The organism is Ruegeria sp. AK11, assembly GCF_056541095.1.
Genome location: NZ_JBQFXU010000005.1, coordinates 111,836 through 132,243, shown reverse-complemented (window position 1 = coordinate 132,243; position 20,408 = coordinate 111,836). Strand labels below are relative to the sequence as shown.

20 protein-coding genes, 1 tRNA gene and 1 pseudogene are annotated in these 20,408 nt (G+C 55.7%); 7 read left to right on the top strand and 15 right to left on the bottom strand.

From position 1 onward, the window contains the following. Window positions 1–108 precede the first annotated feature (108 nt). The 7 genes from ACR0D9_RS13755 to ACR0D9_RS13725 all read right to left on the bottom strand — a co-directional run bounded on the left by ACR0D9_RS13755 (window position 109) and on the right by ACR0D9_RS13725 (window position 7,476). Entirely contained in the window at window positions 109–1,449 is a 1,341-nt protein-coding gene (locus tag ACR0D9_RS13755) for a S41 family peptidase (RefSeq protein ID WP_209507125.1), read from the bottom strand. A gap of 6 nt (window positions 1,450–1,455) precedes the next feature. Further along, the gene (locus ACR0D9_RS13750; RefSeq protein WP_480483694.1) at window positions 1,456–2,586 is read right to left on the bottom strand and encodes a murein hydrolase activator EnvC family protein; all 1,131 of its coding nucleotides are present in this window, start codon (window positions 2,584–2,586) and stop codon (window positions 1,456–1,458) included. After that, entirely contained in the window at window positions 2,583–4,100 is a 1,518-nt protein-coding gene (gene gpmI / locus ACR0D9_RS13745) for a 2,3-bisphosphoglycerate-independent phosphoglycerate mutase (protein WP_480483693.1), read from the bottom strand. Before gpmI ends, ACR0D9_RS13750 begins: the two co-directional genes overlap by 4 nt. Before the next feature lie 103 nt (window positions 4,101–4,203). Further along, entirely contained in the window at window positions 4,204–5,874 is a 1,671-nt protein-coding gene (locus ACR0D9_RS13740) for a sulfatase-like hydrolase/transferase (protein WP_480487459.1), read from the bottom strand. 73 nt (window positions 5,875–5,947) lie between these two features. Continuing rightward, a complete protein-coding gene (gene nqrM, locus ACR0D9_RS13735) occupies window positions 5,948–6,184 on the bottom strand; it encodes a (Na+)-NQR maturation NqrM (protein ID WP_267366293.1) in 237 nt (78 codons plus the stop codon). Window positions 6,185–6,198: 14 nt separating this feature from the next. Beyond that, window positions 6,199–7,224 carry an FAD:protein FMN transferase gene (locus ACR0D9_RS13730; protein ID WP_480483691.1) on the bottom strand — a complete coding sequence of 342 codons (1,026 nt, stop codon included), beginning with the start codon at window positions 7,222–7,224 and terminating at the stop codon, window positions 6,199–6,201. 66 nt (window positions 7,225–7,290) lie between these two features. Beyond that, window positions 7,291–7,476: a hypothetical protein gene (locus tag ACR0D9_RS13725; protein ID WP_480483690.1), complete on the bottom strand. Its 186-nt coding sequence runs from the start codon at window positions 7,474–7,476 to the stop codon at window positions 7,291–7,293. 122 nt (window positions 7,477–7,598) lie between these two features. Here ACR0D9_RS13725 and ACR0D9_RS13720 point away from each other — a divergent pair, with 122 nt between their 5' ends. Further along, complete coding sequence (locus tag ACR0D9_RS13720) at window positions 7,599–8,123, top strand: CBS domain-containing protein (protein WP_480483689.1); 525 nt, start codon at window positions 7,599–7,601, stop codon at window positions 8,121–8,123. Window positions 8,124–8,125: 2 nt separating this feature from the next. Here the strand turns inward: ACR0D9_RS13720 and ACR0D9_RS13715 are convergent, their stop codons facing one another. Beyond that, window positions 8,126–8,890: a metallophosphoesterase family protein gene (locus ACR0D9_RS13715; RefSeq protein WP_480483688.1), complete on the bottom strand. Its 765-nt coding sequence runs from the start codon at window positions 8,888–8,890 to the stop codon at window positions 8,126–8,128. Window positions 8,891–9,074: 184 nt separating this feature from the next. Here ACR0D9_RS13715 and ACR0D9_RS13710 point away from each other — a divergent pair, with 184 nt between their 5' ends. Continuing rightward, on the top strand, window positions 9,075–10,088 hold the full coding sequence (locus tag ACR0D9_RS13710) for an NAD-dependent epimerase/dehydratase family protein (protein WP_480483687.1): 1,014 nt from the start codon (window positions 9,075–9,077) through the stop codon (window positions 10,086–10,088). A 56-nt stretch (window positions 10,089–10,144) separates the two neighbouring features. On the opposite strand, the gene nqrF is transcribed toward ACR0D9_RS13710, so the two are convergent. The 6 genes from nqrF to ACR0D9_RS13680 are packed head-to-tail and all read right to left on the bottom strand — an operon-like array spanning window position 10,145 to window position 16,008. Continuing rightward, window positions 10,145–11,368, bottom strand: a complete 1,224-nt coding sequence (nqrF, locus tag ACR0D9_RS13705) for an NADH:ubiquinone reductase (Na(+)-transporting) subunit F (protein WP_480483686.1) — start codon at window positions 11,366–11,368, stop codon at window positions 10,145–10,147. Window positions 11,369–11,381: 13 nt separating this feature from the next. Further along, window positions 11,382–11,990 (bottom strand): NADH:ubiquinone reductase (Na(+)-transporting) subunit E, encoded by a 609-nt coding sequence (nqrE, locus tag ACR0D9_RS13700; RefSeq protein WP_209507136.1) that lies wholly within the window; start codon window positions 11,988–11,990, stop codon window positions 11,382–11,384. Next, window positions 11,990–12,643 (bottom strand): NADH:ubiquinone reductase (Na(+)-transporting) subunit D, encoded by a 654-nt coding sequence (locus ACR0D9_RS13695; protein WP_209507137.1) that lies wholly within the window; start codon window positions 12,641–12,643, stop codon window positions 11,990–11,992. The genes nqrE and ACR0D9_RS13695 overlap by 1 nt, the downstream gene beginning before the upstream one ends. Next, window positions 12,643–13,458, bottom strand: coding sequence for a Na(+)-translocating NADH-quinone reductase subunit C (locus ACR0D9_RS13690; RefSeq protein ID WP_480487451.1), 816 nt, complete (start codon window positions 13,456–13,458; stop codon window positions 12,643–12,645). The genes ACR0D9_RS13695 and ACR0D9_RS13690 overlap by 1 nt, the downstream gene beginning before the upstream one ends. Further along, window positions 13,451–14,659, bottom strand: a complete 1,209-nt coding sequence (locus ACR0D9_RS13685) for an NADH:ubiquinone reductase (Na(+)-transporting) subunit B (protein ID WP_480477168.1) — start codon at window positions 14,657–14,659, stop codon at window positions 13,451–13,453. Before ACR0D9_RS13685 ends, ACR0D9_RS13690 begins: the two co-directional genes overlap by 8 nt. Before the next feature lie 5 nt (window positions 14,660–14,664). Continuing rightward, window positions 14,665–16,008 (bottom strand): Na(+)-translocating NADH-quinone reductase subunit A, encoded by a 1,344-nt coding sequence (locus ACR0D9_RS13680; RefSeq protein ID WP_480487449.1) that lies wholly within the window; start codon window positions 16,006–16,008, stop codon window positions 14,665–14,667. Between the two features lie 296 nt (window positions 16,009–16,304). Between ACR0D9_RS13680 and ACR0D9_RS13675 the strand changes: the two genes are divergently transcribed. The 3 genes from ACR0D9_RS13675 to ACR0D9_RS13665 all read left to right on the top strand — a co-directional run bounded on the left by ACR0D9_RS13675 (window position 16,305) and on the right by ACR0D9_RS13665 (window position 18,240). Beyond that, window positions 16,305–17,420 (top strand): THUMP domain-containing class I SAM-dependent RNA methyltransferase, encoded by a 1,116-nt coding sequence (locus ACR0D9_RS13675; RefSeq protein ID WP_480487447.1) that lies wholly within the window; start codon window positions 16,305–16,307, stop codon window positions 17,418–17,420. A 118-nt stretch (window positions 17,421–17,538) separates the two neighbouring features. Next, a tRNA-Pro gene (locus ACR0D9_RS13670) sits at window positions 17,539–17,615 on the top strand. Window positions 17,616–17,826: 211 nt separating this feature from the next. After that, entirely contained in the window at window positions 17,827–18,240 is a 414-nt protein-coding gene (locus tag ACR0D9_RS13665) for a helix-turn-helix domain-containing protein (protein WP_480483682.1), read from the top strand. Here ACR0D9_RS13665 and ACR0D9_RS13660 read toward each other — a convergent pair. After that, a pseudogene (locus ACR0D9_RS13660) lies at window positions 18,211–18,384 on the bottom strand (methyltransferase domain-containing protein); the annotation flags it as partial. The gene ACR0D9_RS13665 and the pseudogene ACR0D9_RS13660 overlap by 30 nt on opposite strands. 308 nt (window positions 18,385–18,692) lie before the next feature. Between ACR0D9_RS13660 and ACR0D9_RS13655 the strand changes: the two are divergent. Both ACR0D9_RS13655 and ACR0D9_RS13650 read left to right on the top strand, forming a co-directional pair. After that, window positions 18,693–19,085, top strand: coding sequence for a RidA family protein (locus tag ACR0D9_RS13655; RefSeq protein WP_480432013.1), 393 nt, complete (start codon window positions 18,693–18,695; stop codon window positions 19,083–19,085). A gap of 294 nt (window positions 19,086–19,379) precedes the next feature. Next, window positions 19,380–20,393 carry a LysR family transcriptional regulator gene (locus ACR0D9_RS13650; protein WP_480483681.1) on the top strand — a complete coding sequence of 338 codons (1,014 nt, stop codon included), beginning with the start codon at window positions 19,380–19,382 and terminating at the stop codon, window positions 20,391–20,393. The last annotated feature ends 15 nt before the right edge of the window (window positions 20,394–20,408 follow it).

Sequence of the window (20,408 nt, the reverse complement as noted above, 5' to 3'; positions counted from 1 at the left end):
GTTATGCGCTCTCTGCGCGACGCCTTCGGATTGCGCTGCTGGATGATGAAATGAAATCTCGCGAGACAGAAAGAAAAGGGCCGCGTGGTACGCGACCCATTGGTTTGGTTATTGGGACGGCCCGTGCGGGGTGAACGCTGACAAGCCTTTGAGGATGTCTATGGCATATGCCAGTTGATAATCCTCTTTCCTCAGCTCAGCGGTTGCTTCGGCCCTTGCACGATCTTCCTCGATCTGGCGGATTTCATCCTCGCTCAGGCTGTCATTGTTCAGACTGCCGCGCAAGTCAGCTTCGGACCGGGTACGCCCGTTGCTCTCTTCCTCTTCTTCTGCAGGTGCAGGGCGAGGCTGTTCAACAATGATGTCCGGGCTGACGCCAAGAGCCTGGATTGATCGTCCTGATGGCGTGTAATAGCGCGATGTGGTCAGGCGCATAGCGCCGTCGCCGCGCAGCGGCATGACCGTCTGCACGGATCCTTTGCCAAAGCTCTTGGTGCCCACAACGATAGCGCGGCGATGATCCTGCAATGCACCGGCCACAATCTCGGATGCCGAGGCCGAGCCGCCATTGATCAGCACCACAATTGGCTTGCCTTCAGCCAGATCCCCGGGGGTGGCGTTGAACCGCTCACCCTCATTCGGGTCGCGGCCGCGCGTGGAAACAATTTCGCCTTCGTTCAGGAACGCATCCGAGACTTTGATCGCCTGAGTCAACAGGCCGCCTGGGTTGTTGCGCAGGTCCAGAACAAAACCGTTCACCTTGTCGATGCCACCCGCTTCGGCAATCTGTTCCTGCAATCCTTCCTGCAGGTTCGGGAAGGTCTGGTCGTTGAACGTGGTTACACGCAGCACGACACTGGTGCCTTCGGTCCGTGCGCGCACAGCGGTCAACTTGATTGTATCACGGATAATAGTGACATCGAAGGGATCAGGCTCACCCTCGCGTACGACGGTGATGATAATTTCGGATCCGACCGGGCCGCGCATCAGGTCAACCGCTTTGTCCAGCGTCAGGCCCAGAATACTTTCGCCGTCCACATGGGTAATGAAATCCCCGGCTTCGATTCCGGCTGCGTCGGCGGGGGTATCGTCAATAGGTGAGACGACTTTGACAAAGCCTTCTTCCTGCGTGACTTCGATACCCAACCCACCAAACTCACCCCGGGTCTGCACGCGCATCTGTTCGGCGTCGTCAGGAGAAAGATAACTCGAATGCGGATCAAGCGATGTCAACATGCCGTCAATGGCCGCCTCGATCAGTTCTTCGGGCTCAACCTCTTCGACATACTGGGCGCGAATACGTTCGAAAATGTCGCCGAACAAATCCAGCTGTTCATAGACGCTTGCCTTGTTCTCGGCCTCCTGCGCCAGCAGGGGTCCTGCGATCTGAGTTGTTGCAAGAATTCCTGCCACAGTTCCAGCCAGACCGGCCACCACAAATTTCTTCATACGCGTTTATCCATCCTTGTCGGTCCGAAACCACGATTCCGGGTCCACGGGGCGATTGTCTTCTCTTACCTCTATATAGAGCGTTTCTGAGCGGTCAGTTCCAGTGCCATCACTGCTTGTTGACAAAATTGCGCCGATTTCCGGCATTTCACCGGGCATCAGACCAACTGGTGTGCCCTCTGGGATCACCTGACCGGTCCGGCCATAGACCTCCTGCAAACCGGAAAATACGAACAAAAGTCCCGATTGAGGTTCAAGTATTATCAGGTTCCCCAGGTCCAGCAGCGGCCCGCGATAGCGAATTGTCGCAGCGGTTGGCGATGTGACCAAGGCGCGCGGGCGTGTCCCCACGATCAGGCCGGGGCGCGTGACACCAGCGGCGTCCGTTTCACCCGCCTTGTGCAGCAAGATGCCCTGTACCGGCATTGATATCCGGCCTTTCCTGTCCAAGACGCTGGCATTGCTGTCGAGGATCTCTCCCTCCGAGATCTCGGACAGACCACTTGCAAAACCATCCAGTGTTTCGGTCGACGAGATCAGAATGGCCGTACGTACCGGGTCTTCCACGAAACGGCGGGGCAAATCCGTGCGGTCGGCGATTGCCTCGCTCAGACGGGTGCGGGCCGCCTGAACGCCCGTCAGACCCTCTGTCAAAGTTTCCGAGGCCTTTTGCTGCAAGACACGCAATGTCTGCACTTCATTTAGGTCCTGCGCCAGTTCCTGCGCGCTGGCGTTCAGGCCGGGGGTGACCTCGGACAACATAATACCCGCGCGGGCAGCCCCCAACGGGCCGGCGGGATGTAACATCAAAACGGGTGGTTCAGTCGTTTCAATGGTTTGCAGAACACCGAGCAATCGCCGGATTTCCTTTTCGCGCGTCCGCAAGTCGGCACTCAGTTGCGCCTCGCGGGTAGCCGCTTGGCGCAATCCCACCCGCATCGCACCCAACCCGGCCTCATAGGCATGGATCGTCTCCGTAAGAGCATTGACCCGGTCCCGGGCACTTTCGGCTTCGGATAACGCGATGGACGCCTGTTCGAGCATCTGCGCTGCATCCAAAGCAGCCTTGGAAGCGTCTGGCTGGGCCAGCGCCGGCAAGGCCAAAAACAGACACACTGCCAGAGCAGCCGGTTTCATGACAGCAGGCTTTCCCCGGTCATTTCCATGGGTTTAGGCAAACCCATCAGTTCAAGCAGGGTCGGGGCGAGATCGGACAAACGTCCTTGGCGCAATACAGCACCTTCTGGCCCGCCAACCAGCGCTATGGGAACAGGATTAAGCGTATGGGCCGTATGCGGACCACCGGTCACAGGATCAACCATGACTTCGCAATTGCCGTGATCGGCCGTGATAATCATCGCCCCCTTGACCTTTTCAAGAGCCGTAATGACTTGAGCCAACCCATGATCGACGGCTTCACATGCTTTGATTGCGGCATTCAGATCACCTGTATGACCAACCATATCGGGGTTGGCATAATTTGTAACAATCAGGTCATACCCGCCTTCGATGGCTTCGATAAACTTCGCCGTAACCTCTGCGGATGACATTTCGGGCTGTAGATCGTAGGTTGCCACTTTCGGCGAGCTCGGCATAAAGCGGTCCTCACCTCGTTCGGGCGTCTCCTTACCGCCATTCAAAAAGAACGTAACATGCGGGTACTTCTCGGTTTCCGCCAGTCGAAACTGACGGAGCCCTTGCTTGGCGACCCACTCGCCCAACGTATTTACAAGCGCGCGCTTTGGAAAAACCGTGGTCATGTAAGCATTATGCCCGTCAGAGTACTCGACCATGCCCAGCAGTGCTGAAAGCTTCGGGCGCGGTCCTGTCGCGAACTCGGAAAATCCGGGCTCTCCGATGGCGCGCAGGATTTCACGTGCACGGTCAGCGCGGAAGTTCAGGCAAAAGAAACCGTCGCCATCGTGAATACCGTCATATCCCGTCAATACGGTTGGTGTGACAAACTCGTCAGATTCGGACTGGTTATAGGCGTGATCAACCGCGCCATGGGCGCTGCTGGCTGTTCGGCCCTGCCCGTTGACCATTGCACCATATGCTTCACTGACACGCTCCCAGCGATTGTCGCGATCCATGGCAAAGTACCGCCCGCTCACGGTGACGATGCGTACGTTTTCGGGCAGGCGTTCTTCCAGCTCAGCGATGTAAGTCAGAGCTGACCTTGGCGCGACATCACGCCCGTCCGTCACTGCGTGCAGTGCAACCGGGACACCGGCATCCGTTATGGCAGTGGCTGCGGCAAGGATATGGTTCAGATGACCATGCACGCCTCCATCCGAGATCAACCCCATCAGATGCGCAGTACCGCCAACGGACTTAACACTGGCGATGAAAGCTTGCAGAGCTTCGTTTTCAAAGAATGTCCCGTCTTCAATGGAAAGGTCGATCTGGCCCAGATCCATGGCGACCACACGCCCTGCACCGATATTGGTGTGCCCGACCTCTGAGTTGCCCATCTGCCCGCTAGGCAGACCCACATCGGGGCCGTGGGTGATCAGGGTTGAATGCGGGCACTCAGACATGATCGCGTCAAACGTCGGCGTGTTTGCCAGATAGGGTGCGTTGGCTTTTGTGTCCTCGGACAGGCCCCAACCATCAAGAATGCACAGGACTACAGGTTTGGGGGTGGCCATTGATGTACTCCATTTGCTGCTCTTGGGTCACCTTCTATCCTTTGGACTTCGACGGGTGAACCGCCTTTTGCAATGATGTACAATTATAACCAACACAGAGGTGTTAGTCCTTCAGATAGCTTTGGAAAGGGCGCACCTTGCGATTGCGGTATTTGACTGTCAGATCCAGTGGTGCATCGTTTTCATCATAAACGCCCAGAACAACACCCCTGCCCCGGCTTTTGGTGCGCATTTCAATCAATTGCTGCTCGGACCGGGTCGTGCGCTGTGACGCCCGCCGCGTCCAGGCGAACAGGTGCTCGTACATTTCGGCGATTACACCGGCATGTTCGGCGCTGTCACCCAGATCGTTCAACTCATCAGGGTCATTCTCCAAATCGAACAGGATTGGCCGGTACCCACCTTCACAATGGATCAGTTTCCATTTCTTGCTTGCGACCATGAACATCACCGCATCGCGGACGGACATGTCCAAAACATTTGCGATTGGCGAAGCCGAGTAGTCATATTCGCAGATCACCACATCGCGTTGCAACGTGTCCACCTCCCCATAAAGGATGGGCAGCAGGGAGTGACCTTCCAGAATATGCGTCGCCACTTCCCCACCAGCCGCATCGACAAAGGTCGGTGCAAGGTCGATGGATTCTACAAGCGCATCGCTGACTGTGCCACGTGTCGCGTCCGCCTCGGGCGACGGGTCATAAATGATCAACGGCACTCTGGTTGAGGCGTCGTGGAAAAAGGTCTTCTCCCCCATCCAGTGATCGCCCAGAAAATCACCGTGGTCTGATGTCAACACGATCATCGTGTTTTCCATCCGCCCGGCTCTCTCCAACCAATCCAACAGGCGGCCCATCTGGTCATCGGCTTGCTTGATCAGCCCCATATAGGCTGGGATAACCGCCTCACGCACATCCTGCCGCGAAAAGGTCTGGCCGATCTTTGTGTCCATGAAGGCTTTGAGCACGGGATGCGCATTCTGACGTTCCGCCTCGGATCGCACCACAGGCAACACATGTTCCGGCCCATACATCGAGGCGTATGGGTCCGGTACGATGTACGGCCAATGCGGCTTGATAAAGCTCAGATGGCAGCACCACGGGCCATCATGCGTTTCCATGAACTCGATCCCGCGCCCGGTCAGATAGGGCGTTTCGCTGTCTTCCTCGGCAATATTCGCGGCTTCGGGTGAATTCTTCAGAAACCAGCCAGACAGAACGTTGCCATCCGCATCCAGTCCGGAATTGGCAAAGTCATGCCAGGGATTGTCACTCTCATACCCCTTTGCTTTCAGGAACTTGTTGTATTCCTTTGCCCCGTCCGGGTCATAATACCCATCCGGACCTTCGGGCAGCATACCGTCATCCCTTTCATATACGTCAAACCCACATTCGGCGACGCGCGCACCTATCAAGCTGTCAGGTTCCAGACCAAGCCGCGCCATCCCTTCGGCGTCTGCACGCATATGGGTTTTGCCGACCAGCCAGCAATCCATCCCCGCCTTCCGCAGGTGATCACCCATCGTTATCTCGCCGACTTTCAACGGAATTCCGTTCCACGACGCGCCGTGAGAATGCACATAGCGCCCTGTGTAGGTGGACATGCGAGAGCTGCCGCAGATCGGTGATTGGATATAGGCGCGGTTGAAGCGCACGCCTTTGGCAGCCAGACGATCGATATTTGGAGTATGCAGATGTGGATGGCCGTAACAGCTCAGATAATCCCAGCGCAGCTGGTCGAACATGATGAACAGGATGTTGTTTGCCTTGGCCAAGTTGACGCCCTTCCCCAAAAGTCACGAGGGCCTAGTTAGCCCCTTCTATCCGCAGAACGAAGCAAAACCTGCGTCAGGCCTGACGGTCCATTTGTTCCAGCATCTTCTTGGCGCGTTTACATTGCAGCTTGTCGCGCAGTGGGCTGTCGGGGTCGATGTCTTTTTGGCAGACAACGCATTTGTCAGCGCCCGAGATCGCGTTTAGACCACCGCAGCTGCCTTTGATGGTCTTTCCCATCAGCATGACACCCAATGACATGCCCACCATGACGAGAGCGAGAAGAATGAAGGCCAGAATAAAGGTACTCATCTCAGCTCCAACAGTCAGTTCGATCCCAGCGCGTCTTTGAACCCCGCACTATGGGCAGTGATATAGGCATCTTCGCCGCCTGTCACATCCCGCGAGATGAAATACACGGCAAGTTTATGTTTCTCCGCCAAAGCAAGACCTTTTTCCTGACCCAAGGCCAGCATGGCTGTTGCCCAGGCATCGGCCATCATCGCGTTTTCGGCCAGCACGGTGACCGAAGTGGTGCGGTGCGTGATCGGGCGGCCTGTTGTCGGATCGATGATATGCGAATAGCGCACACCATCTTTTTCAAAGAAGTTCCTGTAATCGCCCGAGCTGGCCATACCCCTGTCATCCAGAGAAACGATCAACTGGATAGTTTGCGAACCCGTTTCAGGTTTTTCGATGCCAATGAGCCACGCTTCGCCCTTGTCATTCTTACCCTTGGTCACAAGATCGCCGCCGATTTCAACCAGATAGTTTTCGATGCCAGCGGCCTGCAAGGTTTCCGCAACAGCGTCAATTCCATAACCTTTTGCAATCGCCGAAAGGTTAATGCCCACACTGGCGTTTGACTTGGCAAGCGTGCCAGCATCTGTATCGAGCTTCAGCAGGCGGCCCTGACCTACACCGCTCAGCGCGGTGTTGATATCGGCATCCGATGGCACCGGGTCCTCGGGTTTGCGTGGGCCAAAACCCCAAAGTTCGATCAAAGGGCCGAGGGTTACGTCGAAAATGCCACCGGATTTTGCGTGCACTTCGTTCGCCGCCGAAAGAACCAGCGCAAATTCGTCGGAAATAGGCATTGGATCTGTGCTGGACGACGCGGAAAAAACGGAAACCTCGGAGTTCGGATCCCAGTTGGACATCTTGGCATTCACGGCTGCCAGCTTTTCACTGACAGCAGAAGCCAGTGCGTCTTCGTCAAGGTCTTCGCCAATTGCGGTGATTTTGTAGGTCGTGCCCATTGTCTCACCAGACAGACGGACCACTTCGGGTTCCTTGTCAAAAAGACAGCCTGAAAGAAGGGTGAAAAAGGCCAGCACGGGTAAAAGACGCATTGGGCTATCTCCGGGACATTCTGTGCCCGGCATATGCCAGCGGTCCCAGCCAGAGTCAAATTGGCATTACAGTTTCAGCGGAAGGAAACCCAACAGCAAAAGACCAGTTCCGGCCGGAATACCAAACAACCACGCGCGTTTGCGCCACCCGGGCTGCTGTTGCTTCCACGCCATGCGAAAGTTGTGACCGCACACGACAGCCGCAAAGAAGATCAGCGCGGCAACCGGGGGCGTAAGATAGAGTTCATTCAAAGGCTTAAGCTCCCTTTGCTGACCTGCGTTCGGCCAACTCGTGCAATTGTACCCTATACAGGTCGTTTAGCTGCGCTAAGGTGAAAGGGAAAGACTTTGCAAGAACCAAAAGGAGATTGCCCATGGCTCCAACCTCTTACCAGTCGCCGTCGCGCGGTGACAAGGCTGACAAGACAACCTACAGCCAATCAGCGGAATCAAACCTGTCGCATTCGCAGACGACCGTGGCCAAGTTGCTTGAGGGTAAAGGGGATGCGGTGTTTTCGGTGCGGCCTAATGATACCATCCATTCGGTGGTGAACACGCTCAAGGAAAAGCGGATTGGCGCTGTTCTGGTGACAGATCAGAACGGGGCATTGCAAGGGATCTTGTCGGAACGCGACATCGTGCGTCGCATGGCCGATACGCCCGGACAGACCCTGCCACAGTCGGTCGAAGACCTGATGACCAGGGATGTAAAGGCCTGTACGCCCGAGGATACGCTGAATGACGTGCTGAAAACCATGACCGAAGGGCGTTTCCGCCATATGCCGGTTCTGCGTGATGGCAATTTGTGCGGTGTCATCACTATCGGTGACGTGGTGCATTTCCGTCTGAGGGAATTGGAGTATGAAGCGCTTCGCATGAAGCAGATGATCGTAGGATAGTTTCAACCGGTTGAAAAAAACCTGACACTGCCGCCGTTTATTTCAGCGGCAGTTAATCTGCCTGAGGCAAAGGCACCTGTATCGATCGACACAACCCGGTTTCTAATCTGGGGGTGGCTTACAATAGTATGACCGTGAACAACCCATTGCGCGTCGCTGCGTGCAAGCCGTGGAAACATCGGATGACCCCAAAGACAGATCTGGCGATCCTGGGATTGAATGGATTGCCGCGGATCAAGTGCCGCGTGGACAAAGGTGACGTTGCCGCTGGTCCAGGTCAGCGGCAGATTTTCAAGCCAGTCCAGCAAGCTGTCGCCCATCTTGTGCCGCAGACGCTCTGCCAGTTCAGGCAGATGCTTGCCACTGTCCAACTCGTCGGGACATTCGAGACCGAAAGATGCCAAAGTTTCCGCTCCGCCGTTATGAAACCAAAGCCTGGCGTATCGTTCCGGGTCGTTTACAAACTGCAGCAGCATCTCTTCGTGATTGCCAAGCAGGCATTGAACCCGCCCGTCTGACGCCTCACTCAGGTGATGCAAATGCCGTAGTACCTGCGCGCTGTATGCCCCCCGATCGATGTAATCGCCCAGAAAGACCAGCGGGCTTTGATCGTCGAGTCGTGGCAAAACCGCCTGAAGCAAATCAAGACGGCCGTGAATATCACCGACAGCTGTCACCTTTTCCGCGGGTGCCACGTCGCATAGCATCGCATTGGTGCTTTCCTTCGCCGCGGATTGGAACCGCCGTCTGATCCAGTCTTTTATCATGGCATTTGATCCCTACCTGCCCTGCGTAGTGGTCGCAATCAACAACTGTTTGAGTAGGCAAAGTGTTGACCACGAGCCTTAGATTGTCCGATATGGCCCGCAGGATGTTCGCAAGCAGTTGATCTGATGATAGGATCAACGCCTTTCGATCAGCGATGAATTTGCAGTGAGTTCTGAGGGTTTTATGAAACGAGTTTTGATTACAGGTTCTGCCGGGTTCATCGGATTCCATCTGGCCAAATTGCTTCTGGCAGAAGGGTTTCAGGTACATGGCTATGACGGGATTACCGACTATTATGATGTGACCCTGAAACAGCGTCGACATCAGATACTGCTTCAAACCCCGGGATTTACGGCAACTGAAGACCGTTTGGAAAACTTTGACCGTCTTGTGCAGGTCGCTGAGGAGTTTCAGCCCGATGTCATCGTCCATCTGGCCGCGCAGGCAGGCGTGCGGCACAGCCTTGAATATCCTCGCAGCTATATCGAGTCGAACGTTGTGGGCACGTTCAATGTGATGGAAATCGCGCGTCAGCACAAAGTGGAACACCTTTTGATGGCGTCGACCTCATCAATCTACGGTGCAAACGAGGACATGCCGTTCATCGAAACAGAAAAAGCCGACACCCAACTGACGATCTACTCCGCCACCAAAAAGGCGAATGAGGCGATGGGGCATTCCTATGCCCATCTGTGGGATTTGCCGACCACCATGTTTCGGTTTTTTACCGTTTACGGCACTTGGGGGCGCCCCGATCTGGCCTATTTCAAATTCGTCGCTGCGATACTGGATGGCAGACCAATCGACATCTACAATCATGGCGACATGTATCGCGACTTCACGCATGTAGAAGACCTTGTGCGTGGGATCAGGTTGCTGATCGATGTTCCGCCGGTCCGCCCGACCAGCCGCGCGGATATCGAAGATGGTGACAGCTTGTCGCCCGTTGCACCGTACCGCATCGTCAACATTGGCAACGGAGACAAGGTGCGTCTGATGGATTTCATAGAAGCCATCGAAAAGGCTGTTGGCCAGAAAGCGGTCAAAAACTTCATGCCAATGCAGATGGGCGATGTTCATGCCACCTGGGCTGACAATCGGCTGCTGCAGCGGCTGACGAATTATCGCCCGCATACCGACCTGAAGGACGGTATCGCGCAGTTCGTCGCCTGGTATCGGGACTACTACGGAAAATAGGTCGATCTGGCGCCGGAATGAAAAAAAACCGGCGCACACAGCGCCGGTTACTTTAGTTACCCGCCAAAATCGTCGAGCATGATGTCTTCGCGATCCACGCCCAGATCCAGAAGCATGTTGATAACCGACTGGTTCATGATTGGCGGCCCACACATGTAGTATTCACAATCCTCGGGTGCCGGGTGGTTCTTGAGGTATTCGTCGAACAGAACGTTGTGGATGAAGCCGGTATAGCCTTTCCACTCATCCTCGGGCTGGGCATCCGACAGAGCGACATGCCATTCAAAATTGTCGAACTCTTCCGCCAGTTGGTCGAAATCCTCGACAAAGAACATCTCTTTCTTGGACCGCGCACCGTACCAGAAACTGATCTTGCGGTCGCGGTTCTCAAGGCGTTTGAGCTGGTCAAAGATGTGGCTGCGCATCGGTGCCATACCGGCGCCACCACCGATGAAGACCATTTCCTTCTTGGTTTCACGTGCGAAAAACTCGCCAAATGGACCCGAGATTGTGACTTTGTCGCCCGGCTTCAGGTTAAAGATGTAGGACGACATCTGTCCCGCCGGAATTCCTTCTGAGCCCGGAGGCGGTGAAGCAACCCGGACGTTAAGCATGATCATGCCCTTTTCATCCGGATAGTTGGCCATCGAATAGGCGCGCTCGATAGGTTCGTTCACAACCGACTCGTATTGCCACAGATTGAAGCGATCCCAATCCTCGCGATATTCTTCCTGCACGTCGAAATCAGTGTATTTCAACTGATGAGCAGGCGCTTCGATCTGGATGTAGCCACCGGCGCGGAAATTCACGTCCTCACCTTCGGGCAGGTCTAGGGTAAGGGCCTTGATAAAGGTCGCGACATTCTCGTTCGAGCGAACGGTGCATTCCCATTTCTTGACGCCGAAGACCTCTTCTGGAACTTCGATTTCCATGTCCTGCTTGACCGCCACCTGACAGGACAGACGGTCGCCACAGGAGGCTTCGCGCTTTGTGATATGGCTTTCTTCGGTCGGCAGGATCGAACCGCCACCCGAATGCACTTTCACGCGGCACTGGGCACAGGTACCACCACCACCGCAGGCTGACGGAACAAACAGTTTTTCGGCCGCCAATGTTTGCAGCAGTTTGCCACCAGCCGGAACCGAGATAGTCTTTTCACCGTTGATGGTGATGTTGACGTTGCCGGTCGACACCAGCTTGGAACGTGCAGCCATAATGATGGCCACCAGCGCCAGAACGATCAGGGTGAACAGGACAACGCCGAGCGAAAAGGTTTCCATTCTCACGCCCCCCTTACAGTTTCACGCCCGAGAAGGACATAAAGGCCATCGCCATCAGCCCGGCAGTGATAAAGGTGATGCCCAGCCCCTGAAGCCCGTCCGGCACATCCGAGTATTTCAGCTTTTCGCGCACGCCTGCCATCGCGGTGATCGCCAGCGCCCAGCCGAAACCGGATGAGATGCCATAGGTGGTCGCCTCGGCAAAATTATAGTCGCGTTCGACCATGAACAGCGAACCACCCAGAATGGCACAGTTCACAGTGATCAAAGGCAGGAAGATCCCCAGCGCGTTGTAGAGGGGTGGAAAATACTTATCGAGGATCATCTCGAGGATCTGAACCATCGCTGCAATCACACCGATGTAGGAAATCAGCCCGAGAAAGGTCAGATCCACGTCCGGGAACCCGGCCCATGCCAATGCGCCCGGTTTCAGCAGGAAGGACAGCAACAGGTTGTTGGCGGGCACGGTGATGGCCTGCACCACCATGACTGATATTCCCAGCCCGATGGCAGTCGAAATCTTTTTCGACACGGCGATGAAGGTACACATGCCAAGGAAAAAGCTGAGCGCGAGGTTTTCGATAAATACGGCCTTCACGGCCAGAGAGATAAGCCCTTCCATCAGTGCGCCTCTACCTGCTGGATTTTGTATTCACGTTCTTCGACCTGGTTCGGCTTCCACGTGCGGAAAGCCCAGATTAGCAGGCCGATCACAAAGAACGCCGACGGCGGCAGCAGCAACAGGCCGTTGGGCACGTACCACCCGCCATTGTTGACCGTTTGCAGGATTGTCACCCCGAACAGGCTGCCCGATCCAAACAGTTCGCGGATGATGCCCACCAGCATCAGGATCAGGCCATAGCCCATGCCGTTGCCCAAACCGTCGATGAACGATGCTACCGGCGGATTTTTCATAGCGAATGCCTCGGCTCGGCCCATAACGATACAGTTGGTGATGATCAGGCCGACGAACACAGACAAAGTCTTGGAAATCTGAAAGGCATACGCCTTGAGGATCTGATCCACCAAAATCACAAGCGAAGCGATGATCACCATCTGCACGATGATTCGGATCGAACCAGGAATCTGGTTTCGCAAAATCGAAATGAACATCGACGAAAACGCGGTCACAAAGGTCACCGCCAGCGCCATCACAAAGGCCACCTGCAACGACGAAGTCACCGCCAGAGCCGAACAGATGCCCAGCACTTGCAGGGTGATTGGGTTGTTGTCGACAAGGGGGTCGACCAACAGCTCTTTCTTGGTCTGAGACATCAGATCTCTCCTGCTTGCAGCTTGGCCAGGAACGGAGCGTAACCCGCATCGCCCATCCAGAACCTCACCAGGTTGTCGACACCGACAGTGGTCAGGGTCGCACCTGCCAGGGCGTCGATGTAATAGTCGGGCCCGGCCGCAGGCTGCGACTTGGCGACGGTGATCTGCAACACTCCCGCGTCGTCGCGCAGCTTCTTGCCGTTCCACAACGTCTTCCAGCGCGGATTGTCCACCTCAGCACCCAAACCCGGTGTCTCACCATGCTGATAGAATTGCAGGCCGAAAATGTCGTTGCCGTTCTTTTCCAGCGCGATGAAGCCGTAGAGCGTAGACCACAACCCATAGCCATGCAGCGGCAGGATCACCTTGTCCAACGCTCCGCTGTCGTCGCGCAGCAGATAGATGACCCGATACTTTGCCTTGCGACCAATGCCTGCGGGATCGTCGTCAAGCGCGACGCTCAGGTCCGGATCGCCGGCAGCGGCCAAATCGTCAAAGGTGGCCGGCTCGAACTGATCGTCCACAAAATCGCCCGTTGCCAGGTCCAGCACATGCGGCTCGAATGCGGTAAATGCTTCGGTGACATTGACGCCGGGTTCATACACCCCCGCCACCTGCAGGATATTGACCTGCTTGTCCTTCAGCTTGTTGGCCTCCTGCACCGGGCGCAGGCTGACCGCGGCGGCCGACACGATCATCGAGGCAACGAGACAGACCGCAACAGCAATAAAGATCGTTTTGCCAACTGAATCTGGTGAGGCCGCCAGAAACCGGGCAATCGCGCCCTTGCGTTCAGGGGATTGCGTATCAGACATGGCGACGCGCCCTCCGTTTGATGTTGGCCTGAACGACAAAATAATCGATCAGCGGTGCAAAGACGTTGCCGAACAGTATGGCCAGCATCATACCTTCGGGAAAGGCTGGGTTGATCACACGTATTAACACAACCATGACACCAATCAGGGCGCCATAGACATAGCGACCGGCATTGGTGTGGCTGGCCGAGACCGGCTCGGTCACCATGAAAGCCAGACCAAAGGCGTAACCACCCAATACGACATGCCAGTACCAGGGCATAGCGAACATCGGGTTCGTCTCGGACCCGATCAGGTTCAGCAGCCAGGTGAACGCAATTGTGCCTGCCAGACATCCCACAATCAGCCGATAGTTGGCGATCTTGGTGATCAGCAGGAAGGCCAGACCGATGATGCAGGCCAGCGTCGAGGTTTCCCCTATACTGCCTTGGATGGTGCCATAAAACGCGCTCCACCAGGTGATACCGTCAGCGGCCAGCGCCTGATAGCCTTCGGCAGCCGACACAGCCAGAGCCGTCGCACCGGAAAACCCGTCGACCGGGGTCCACACGGCATCGCCCGACATCTGCGCAGGATAGGCAAAATACAAAAACGCCCGCCCCACCAAGGCAGGGTTGAGGAAGTTCTTACCAGTGCCACCGAAAACCTCTTTGCCGATCACGACACCAAAAATAATTCCCAGGGCAACCTGCCACAGAGGCGTAGTTGCTGGCATGATCAGGGCGTAAAGCATCGAAGTGACAAGAAAGCCTTCATTCACCTCATGCCCGCGGACCGTTGCGAAAATGACCTCAAAAATACCGCCTGCCACCAGCGTGACGACATAGATCGGCAGGAAGTACATGAGCCCGTGCATGACATTGGCAAAGATGCTGTCCGGACTAAGCGAAATGCCAAAAACCTGAAGAATTGCAATTCGCCAGCCGGTTGCCGACTCTGGGCCAAGCGCGGCAATGGCCGAATTTGCCTGATAACCGGTGTTCCACATTCCCCACAGGATGCAAGGAATAGTGGCAATCACGACATATGTCATGATCCGCTTCATATCTACATAAGACCGCGCATGAGGAGCAACGGTGGTTACGGTTTTCGGAGTGTAGATGAAGCTTTCCACCATCTCGTAGATCGGAAAAAGCTTCTCGTACTTGCCGCCCTTGGTAAAGTTCGGCTCGATCCGGTCAAAGAAGTTACGCAATCCCATTCGGATCAGCCCTCCTTTTCAATCTTGTTCAGGCAGTCGCGCAGTGCCAGCCCGTATTCGTATTTCGCCGGACAGGCAAAGCCCACAAGGCCCAGATCCTCTTCGTCCAGTTCAAGCGCACCCAGTGCCTGAGCCGTATCCGTATCCATCACCAGCAAGGCCCGAAGCAATTGTGTGGGCAGGTAATCCTGCGGCATCAACTCTTCGAACACGCCTGTTGGCACCATTGCACGGCGGCCACCGTTCAGGTTGGACGTAAAAGCATAGAGTTTTCTGGAAAAGGCCGAGCCCAATACTGGCTGGACGGAATACTTGGAAGGCATTGGCCGGATCCAACCCATCGGAATCTGATCGTGATCCTCTCGGATGATACAGATTTGACGGGCAAACCGGCCCAGATATGCGGTCGGTCCGTCGGCATGTTGACCCGACAGGATCGAACCCGAGATAATGCGGGGCGTTCCGTCCACACTTACCTCACCTCGTGTCAAGTCGTCCGTGGACGCGCCCATCACGGTGCGGATCAAACGCGGCTGACGCGCACCGGGCCCGGTCAAGGCGATCACAACACTCGGATCCAGACGCCCGGTCTGCATCAGGCGGCCAATCGCGATGGTGTCCTGATAACCGATAGTCCAGACTTGCTTTTCCCCCGCAATCGGTTCGAGGAAGTGAATATGCGTTCCTGCCAGGCCCGATGGATGTGGACCGGAAAACGCCACGGCCTCGACACCGGCAACATCCGCGCCGGGGATCGTGTCGCCTTGTTTCTGGCAAAGATAGGTTTTGCCCTCTGTCAGCTTGCTGATTGCTACCAACCCAGCGGCAAAGGCCTCGGGTGCCTCGGCAATGATCGTGGCGGCATCAGCCGCCAATGGGTCACTGTCCATGGCTGTCACGAAAATCGCGTTCGGTTTGGCACCGGGTTCCGGCATTTTCGAATAAGGCCGCGTGCGGAATGAAGTCCATAGACCCGCGGTGCACAGTTTTGCAGTCACGCCTTCGGCGCTATGCGCATCGCCCACGCTCGAAAAATCCAAGCCCGTGTCATTGGTGTCGGACACTTCGATGACGACGCTCTGCAACACCCTGCGGGCACCCCGGTTGATGGCAACAATCTTGCCAGTCACCGGTGCGACCATCATCGCGTCAGGCGCATCTTTGTGACAAAAGAGCGGCGTACCCCGCTCGACACTATCACCTTCCTGCACCAGCATCTTTGGCTTCAGGCCAATGTAGTCCCCACCCAGAACACCAACGGTCGAGTATTCCGGACCCGGATGAATGGTTTGGTCGGGAGCGCCTTCCACTGGCAGGTCCAACCCTTTTTTAAGTTTGAAAGTTTGCATACCGCTACGTTCTTCCAAGCCTCTTTCCTGCGCCAGCCCTGCCGACACCCTTTAGGGGTCATGCAATAACGCGGTTTTTTCCGGTGCCCATCGCAAAAGCGTCGAAACGGGTCCAAATTCCGCAGGCGTATTTCTGATCACGGACCCTTTACGCGCGGATGCCCGCAAACGCAAACCTGTTACCGCCGAAAGTTAAGATCAAACTGCAAAATCTTGGAGTTTTCCCTCAAGATGGCCAAAAATTCGGGTCAAAATTGCGTGTCGCGCCCGCTGAACTTCCAGTGTAAGCAACCGGAATGAAAAAAGACACAGACTTCGAAATCTTTCTGATTGCCACCCCGGGCCTTGAAGCCCCCCTCTGTGCCGAGGCGCAGTCCAACGGGTTCGCTCAGGTCAAGACGATTCCAGGGGGTGTCATTTGCCGTGGTTCGTGGTCCGAGGTCTGGCGCGCCAACCTGACCTTACGCGGTGCAAACAAGGTTCTGGTTCGTCTGGGCAGTTTTCCTGCCGTGCATTTAGCCCAATTGGACAAACGTGCGCGCAAATTCCCGTGGGGCGAGTTCCTGCGCTCCGGTGTTCCGGTCAAAGTCGAGGCCACCAGCCGCAAATCCAGAATATATCATGCCGGTGCCGCACGGCAGAGAGTTGAACAAGCGATATCCGAAACTCTGGGCGCTCCGATATCTTCCGACGCCGATGTCAGGATCTTGCTGAGAATCGAAAAGGACATCTGTACATTTTCCGTCGACAGTTCTGGAGAGCTTTTGCACAAGCGTGGTCATAAAGAAGCAATTGCCAAAGCGCCAATTCGCGAAACGATGGCAGCCATGTTTCTGCGTGACTGCGGATTTAGCGGCAATGAACCGGTGTTGGACCCGATGTGCGGTTCGGGTACTTTCGTGATCGAAGCCGCCGAGATTGCCCTGGGGCTGCGCCCTGGTCGGTCCCGCAGTTTTGCGTTTGAAAACCTTGCGGGCTTCGACCCTGACCGCTGGCAAGACATGCGCAGCGAGTCAGAGGTCGCTGAGTGTTTTCTCACCTTCTGTGGCTCTGACCGCAACGCCGGAGCTATCGAAGCCGCAACAGCCAACGCCCATAGAGCGCAGGTTAACGCCAACACGCGTTTTCAACAGCTTTCCGTCAGTGACATCAAACCCCCTGCGGGACCCGCCGGGCTGGTCATTGTGAACCCTCCCTACGGGGCGCGAATTGGAGATGAAAAGCGTCTGCGCTCTGTCTACGGAGCCTTGGGTAAATCTTTGATGAGCCGGTTTCGAGGATGGCGTGTTGGGATTGTGACCAGCGCTCCGGCTTTGGCTCGGGCGACCCGCCTGCCTTTGCTGGCGCCCGGTCCGGTCGTGGACCACGGAGGCACCAAGATCCGTCTGTACAAAACGGATCCGCTGCCATGAGAGTCTCGTGACCTGTTTAGCCCGTCCGTTACCGATCCAAAGACGGAAGATTAGGATGATCGCTTCTCAAAATCCTCTTGCGCATCGGCAAAGCCGCGTATAGATCACCCGCCACGGTCGGAGTGTAGCTCAGTCTGGTAGAGCACTGTCTTCGGGAGGCAGGGGCCGGAGGTTCGAATCCTCTCACTCCGACCAATAATTCCAGATACTTAGCCCGTTTAGCTATGACCCTTGTTGAGGGTCGGTCCGGATTATGCGGCTTTTGAGGCGGTTTTTGGTGAGTTCAGCCTCCTCAGAAACCGAAAGGCCGCTGACTGGGCTGGCACCCGCGTCAACGGCCAAATCGAAAAGATTGCTCAGACTGGATACCAGATCGCGCCCGTGATCGCAATCGCGGGAGGGGCCGATGTCTGAGCTTCTGCCCTTCTGCAAGATCAAGCTGCAATTCCTGCTCGAGATGGTCACCGACCACGAGTTGGACGACAACGCCCTGCGCGTCGCCCTCTACTTGGCGTTGGCCCATGCGGACCACGAGACCGGCGAGAGCCGCCCATCTTTTGAGACCATCGGCGCGGCCATCGGCAAGCACGCCAAGTCGGTCAAGCGGGCGCTGAACAAGGTCGAGGCGGCGGGCTACATGACCATTGAGCGCGGGACCAACAAAGGGAACTCGTCGCGCTATCGTCCGACCGAAGCGGCCCTGAAACGGGCAACGGATCGTCGCCAGGAGGGGGACAAGAACGCGCCCTGCTTCGGTCAAAAGAGGTTCCGGGTCTGCAACATGGGTAAGCACTGTGTGCATTATCACGTTATCAACTGAGCCATCATCCAGGGGCAGCGACGCTCCACCAGCGACCTCAAACTCCACATTGTCGTGGCCCCCAACCCGCGCTCTTGCTTCGGTCACAAAGCCTACAGACGGCTCGAAACCAATGACCCGCGCGGGTTTGGCCTTCTCCGCAATGCGGCGCGTGACAGCTCCCGCACCGCACCCGACTTCAACCGTCAGGCTATCTTTGGCAAACTCAAGTTTGGTCAGATAGTTTTAAACGATCTTTTCCATTGTGGGATCGGCCTGACGCGCGTCCATCGAGTCGGCAAATGCGGAAATGAACTCCGCACCCGCAGCATCTACATCTTGAAACGGATCAGCCATCCCAACCACCCTCCATTAATGCTCAGTATTTTCTACCAAAAAACCCTAGCATCACCTGAACCAAGAACAAGCCGTGCCAAAATGGGTATACTTGGGACAAACAGGAGGTTCATGCCATGCGTCAGCTAGTTTCAAATGGAAATCCGATGGAAGAAATCGTTGGGTTCAGCCGAGCAGTTCGGGTTGGTCCACACATATCTGTTGGCGGCACCGCACCTGTCGATGCTGAAGGCAAGACCGTAGGGGTCGGAGATGTATTTGCCCAAACAACCCAGTGCTTTGAAATCATCAAGGCGGCTCTCGAACAGGCAGGTTCCGGAATTCAAGACATTGTTCGGACGCGAGTCATACTGACAGATATCGACAATTGGAAAGAAGCCATCGAGGCAAGGAAGAAGTATTGCGTCGATGCACGACCCGTCGACACAATTATGGCGATCAATCGGTTTGTGAACCCTGAATGGTTGGTCGAGATCGAAGTCGATGCAATCATAGCCGACGACGCATAGCTGAGAAGGCCACTACGCGGTTACGTAGCTGTCACTTACAGCTCGCAACTGCCTTGGATGTGATCTCGTTGCCTTATTTGGCCGATTGTCACCAAGTGTCGTCAGAACCTTCCTGGATACAGACTCATCATGTTCTGCACGTCCAGTTCACTCGAAAACGCAGCGGGATTACTCCAGATCACGTCATTAATATAGTCGCGTTCCGCGTGAAGATCGTTGGCTGTAGGCTGCGGCTTACGGGTTTCGGGGCAGGCTCTTTTGGTCCAACCGAACAGTCCACCAAATACGGTCCAGATGCTGGGTGACATTGTATGGGAAGCCATCTCATGTTCCTTTCCGAGTTACTTGCGCTGTCGCAACAAAGGTAACTGTTCACCTGTTTTTCTGGTATCCGGCACAAGATTGTGCTGTTCTACAAAAATGAAGAATGGGTTCCGAAATTGGTCGGATATTCGTGTGTTCCTCTCCGTCTTCAGAGAAGGGTCGACGCTTGCGGCCTCTAGAAAGCTAAAGGTCTCCCAACCAACGGTTGCCCGACGCATTGATGTTCTCGAAAGAGAAACAGGCTTAACGCTTTTTGAGCGCGGTACGCACGGGTTCAAACCAACCCCAGAAGCCCTTCGCCTCGTTCCTCTCGCCGAAGCAATCGAGGCTTCAGTCCGCGAATTTGCCGATTGCGCGAAGGAATTGACGTCGACACAGCCCATCCGGATTACAGCTTATTCAGCAAACTTCTCTGCACGCATGATTGAGATCGTAAACGAGTTCTCTGCCGACAATCAGGATGTCGCATTCGAGTTCTTGTCCAGCGTTCGGGCGCTGGACCTGATGGCCGGTGAGGCTGATATCGCGTTGCGCCTGGCTCGAACCGATCCCGATCCTGACCTGATCTGTCGTAAGATCAGCACGGCCCGCTGGTCTTTGTTCGGCAGCAGAAATTACGCGGACAAATTTGGCTTGCCGGAGTCAACCGATGATCTGGCCGGGCATCGGTTTGTTACCTTTCAGCGGGACGATGTTCCGAATGTATTCCACGAATGGTTGACCAATCATGTGGCACCGGACCAGATCGCTATGTCTTTCACTGAACTCGAGCTGATGCATGCAGCGATCAGATCAGGCCAAGGCCTTGGGATCAGCAATGTGAAACTGGTTGAAACAGACGACTCCTTTATCCGGTGCTTCGACGAAATCCCCGAACTTGCGGTGCCGCACCTGATGCTCATTTCGCCGGAAGCTTATCGCCGGCCCGAGGTCAGAGCCTTCGTCAAGTTCTTCGCACCTCGCTATGCGGCAATCTACAAGTGATGGTTATCCCCGCAT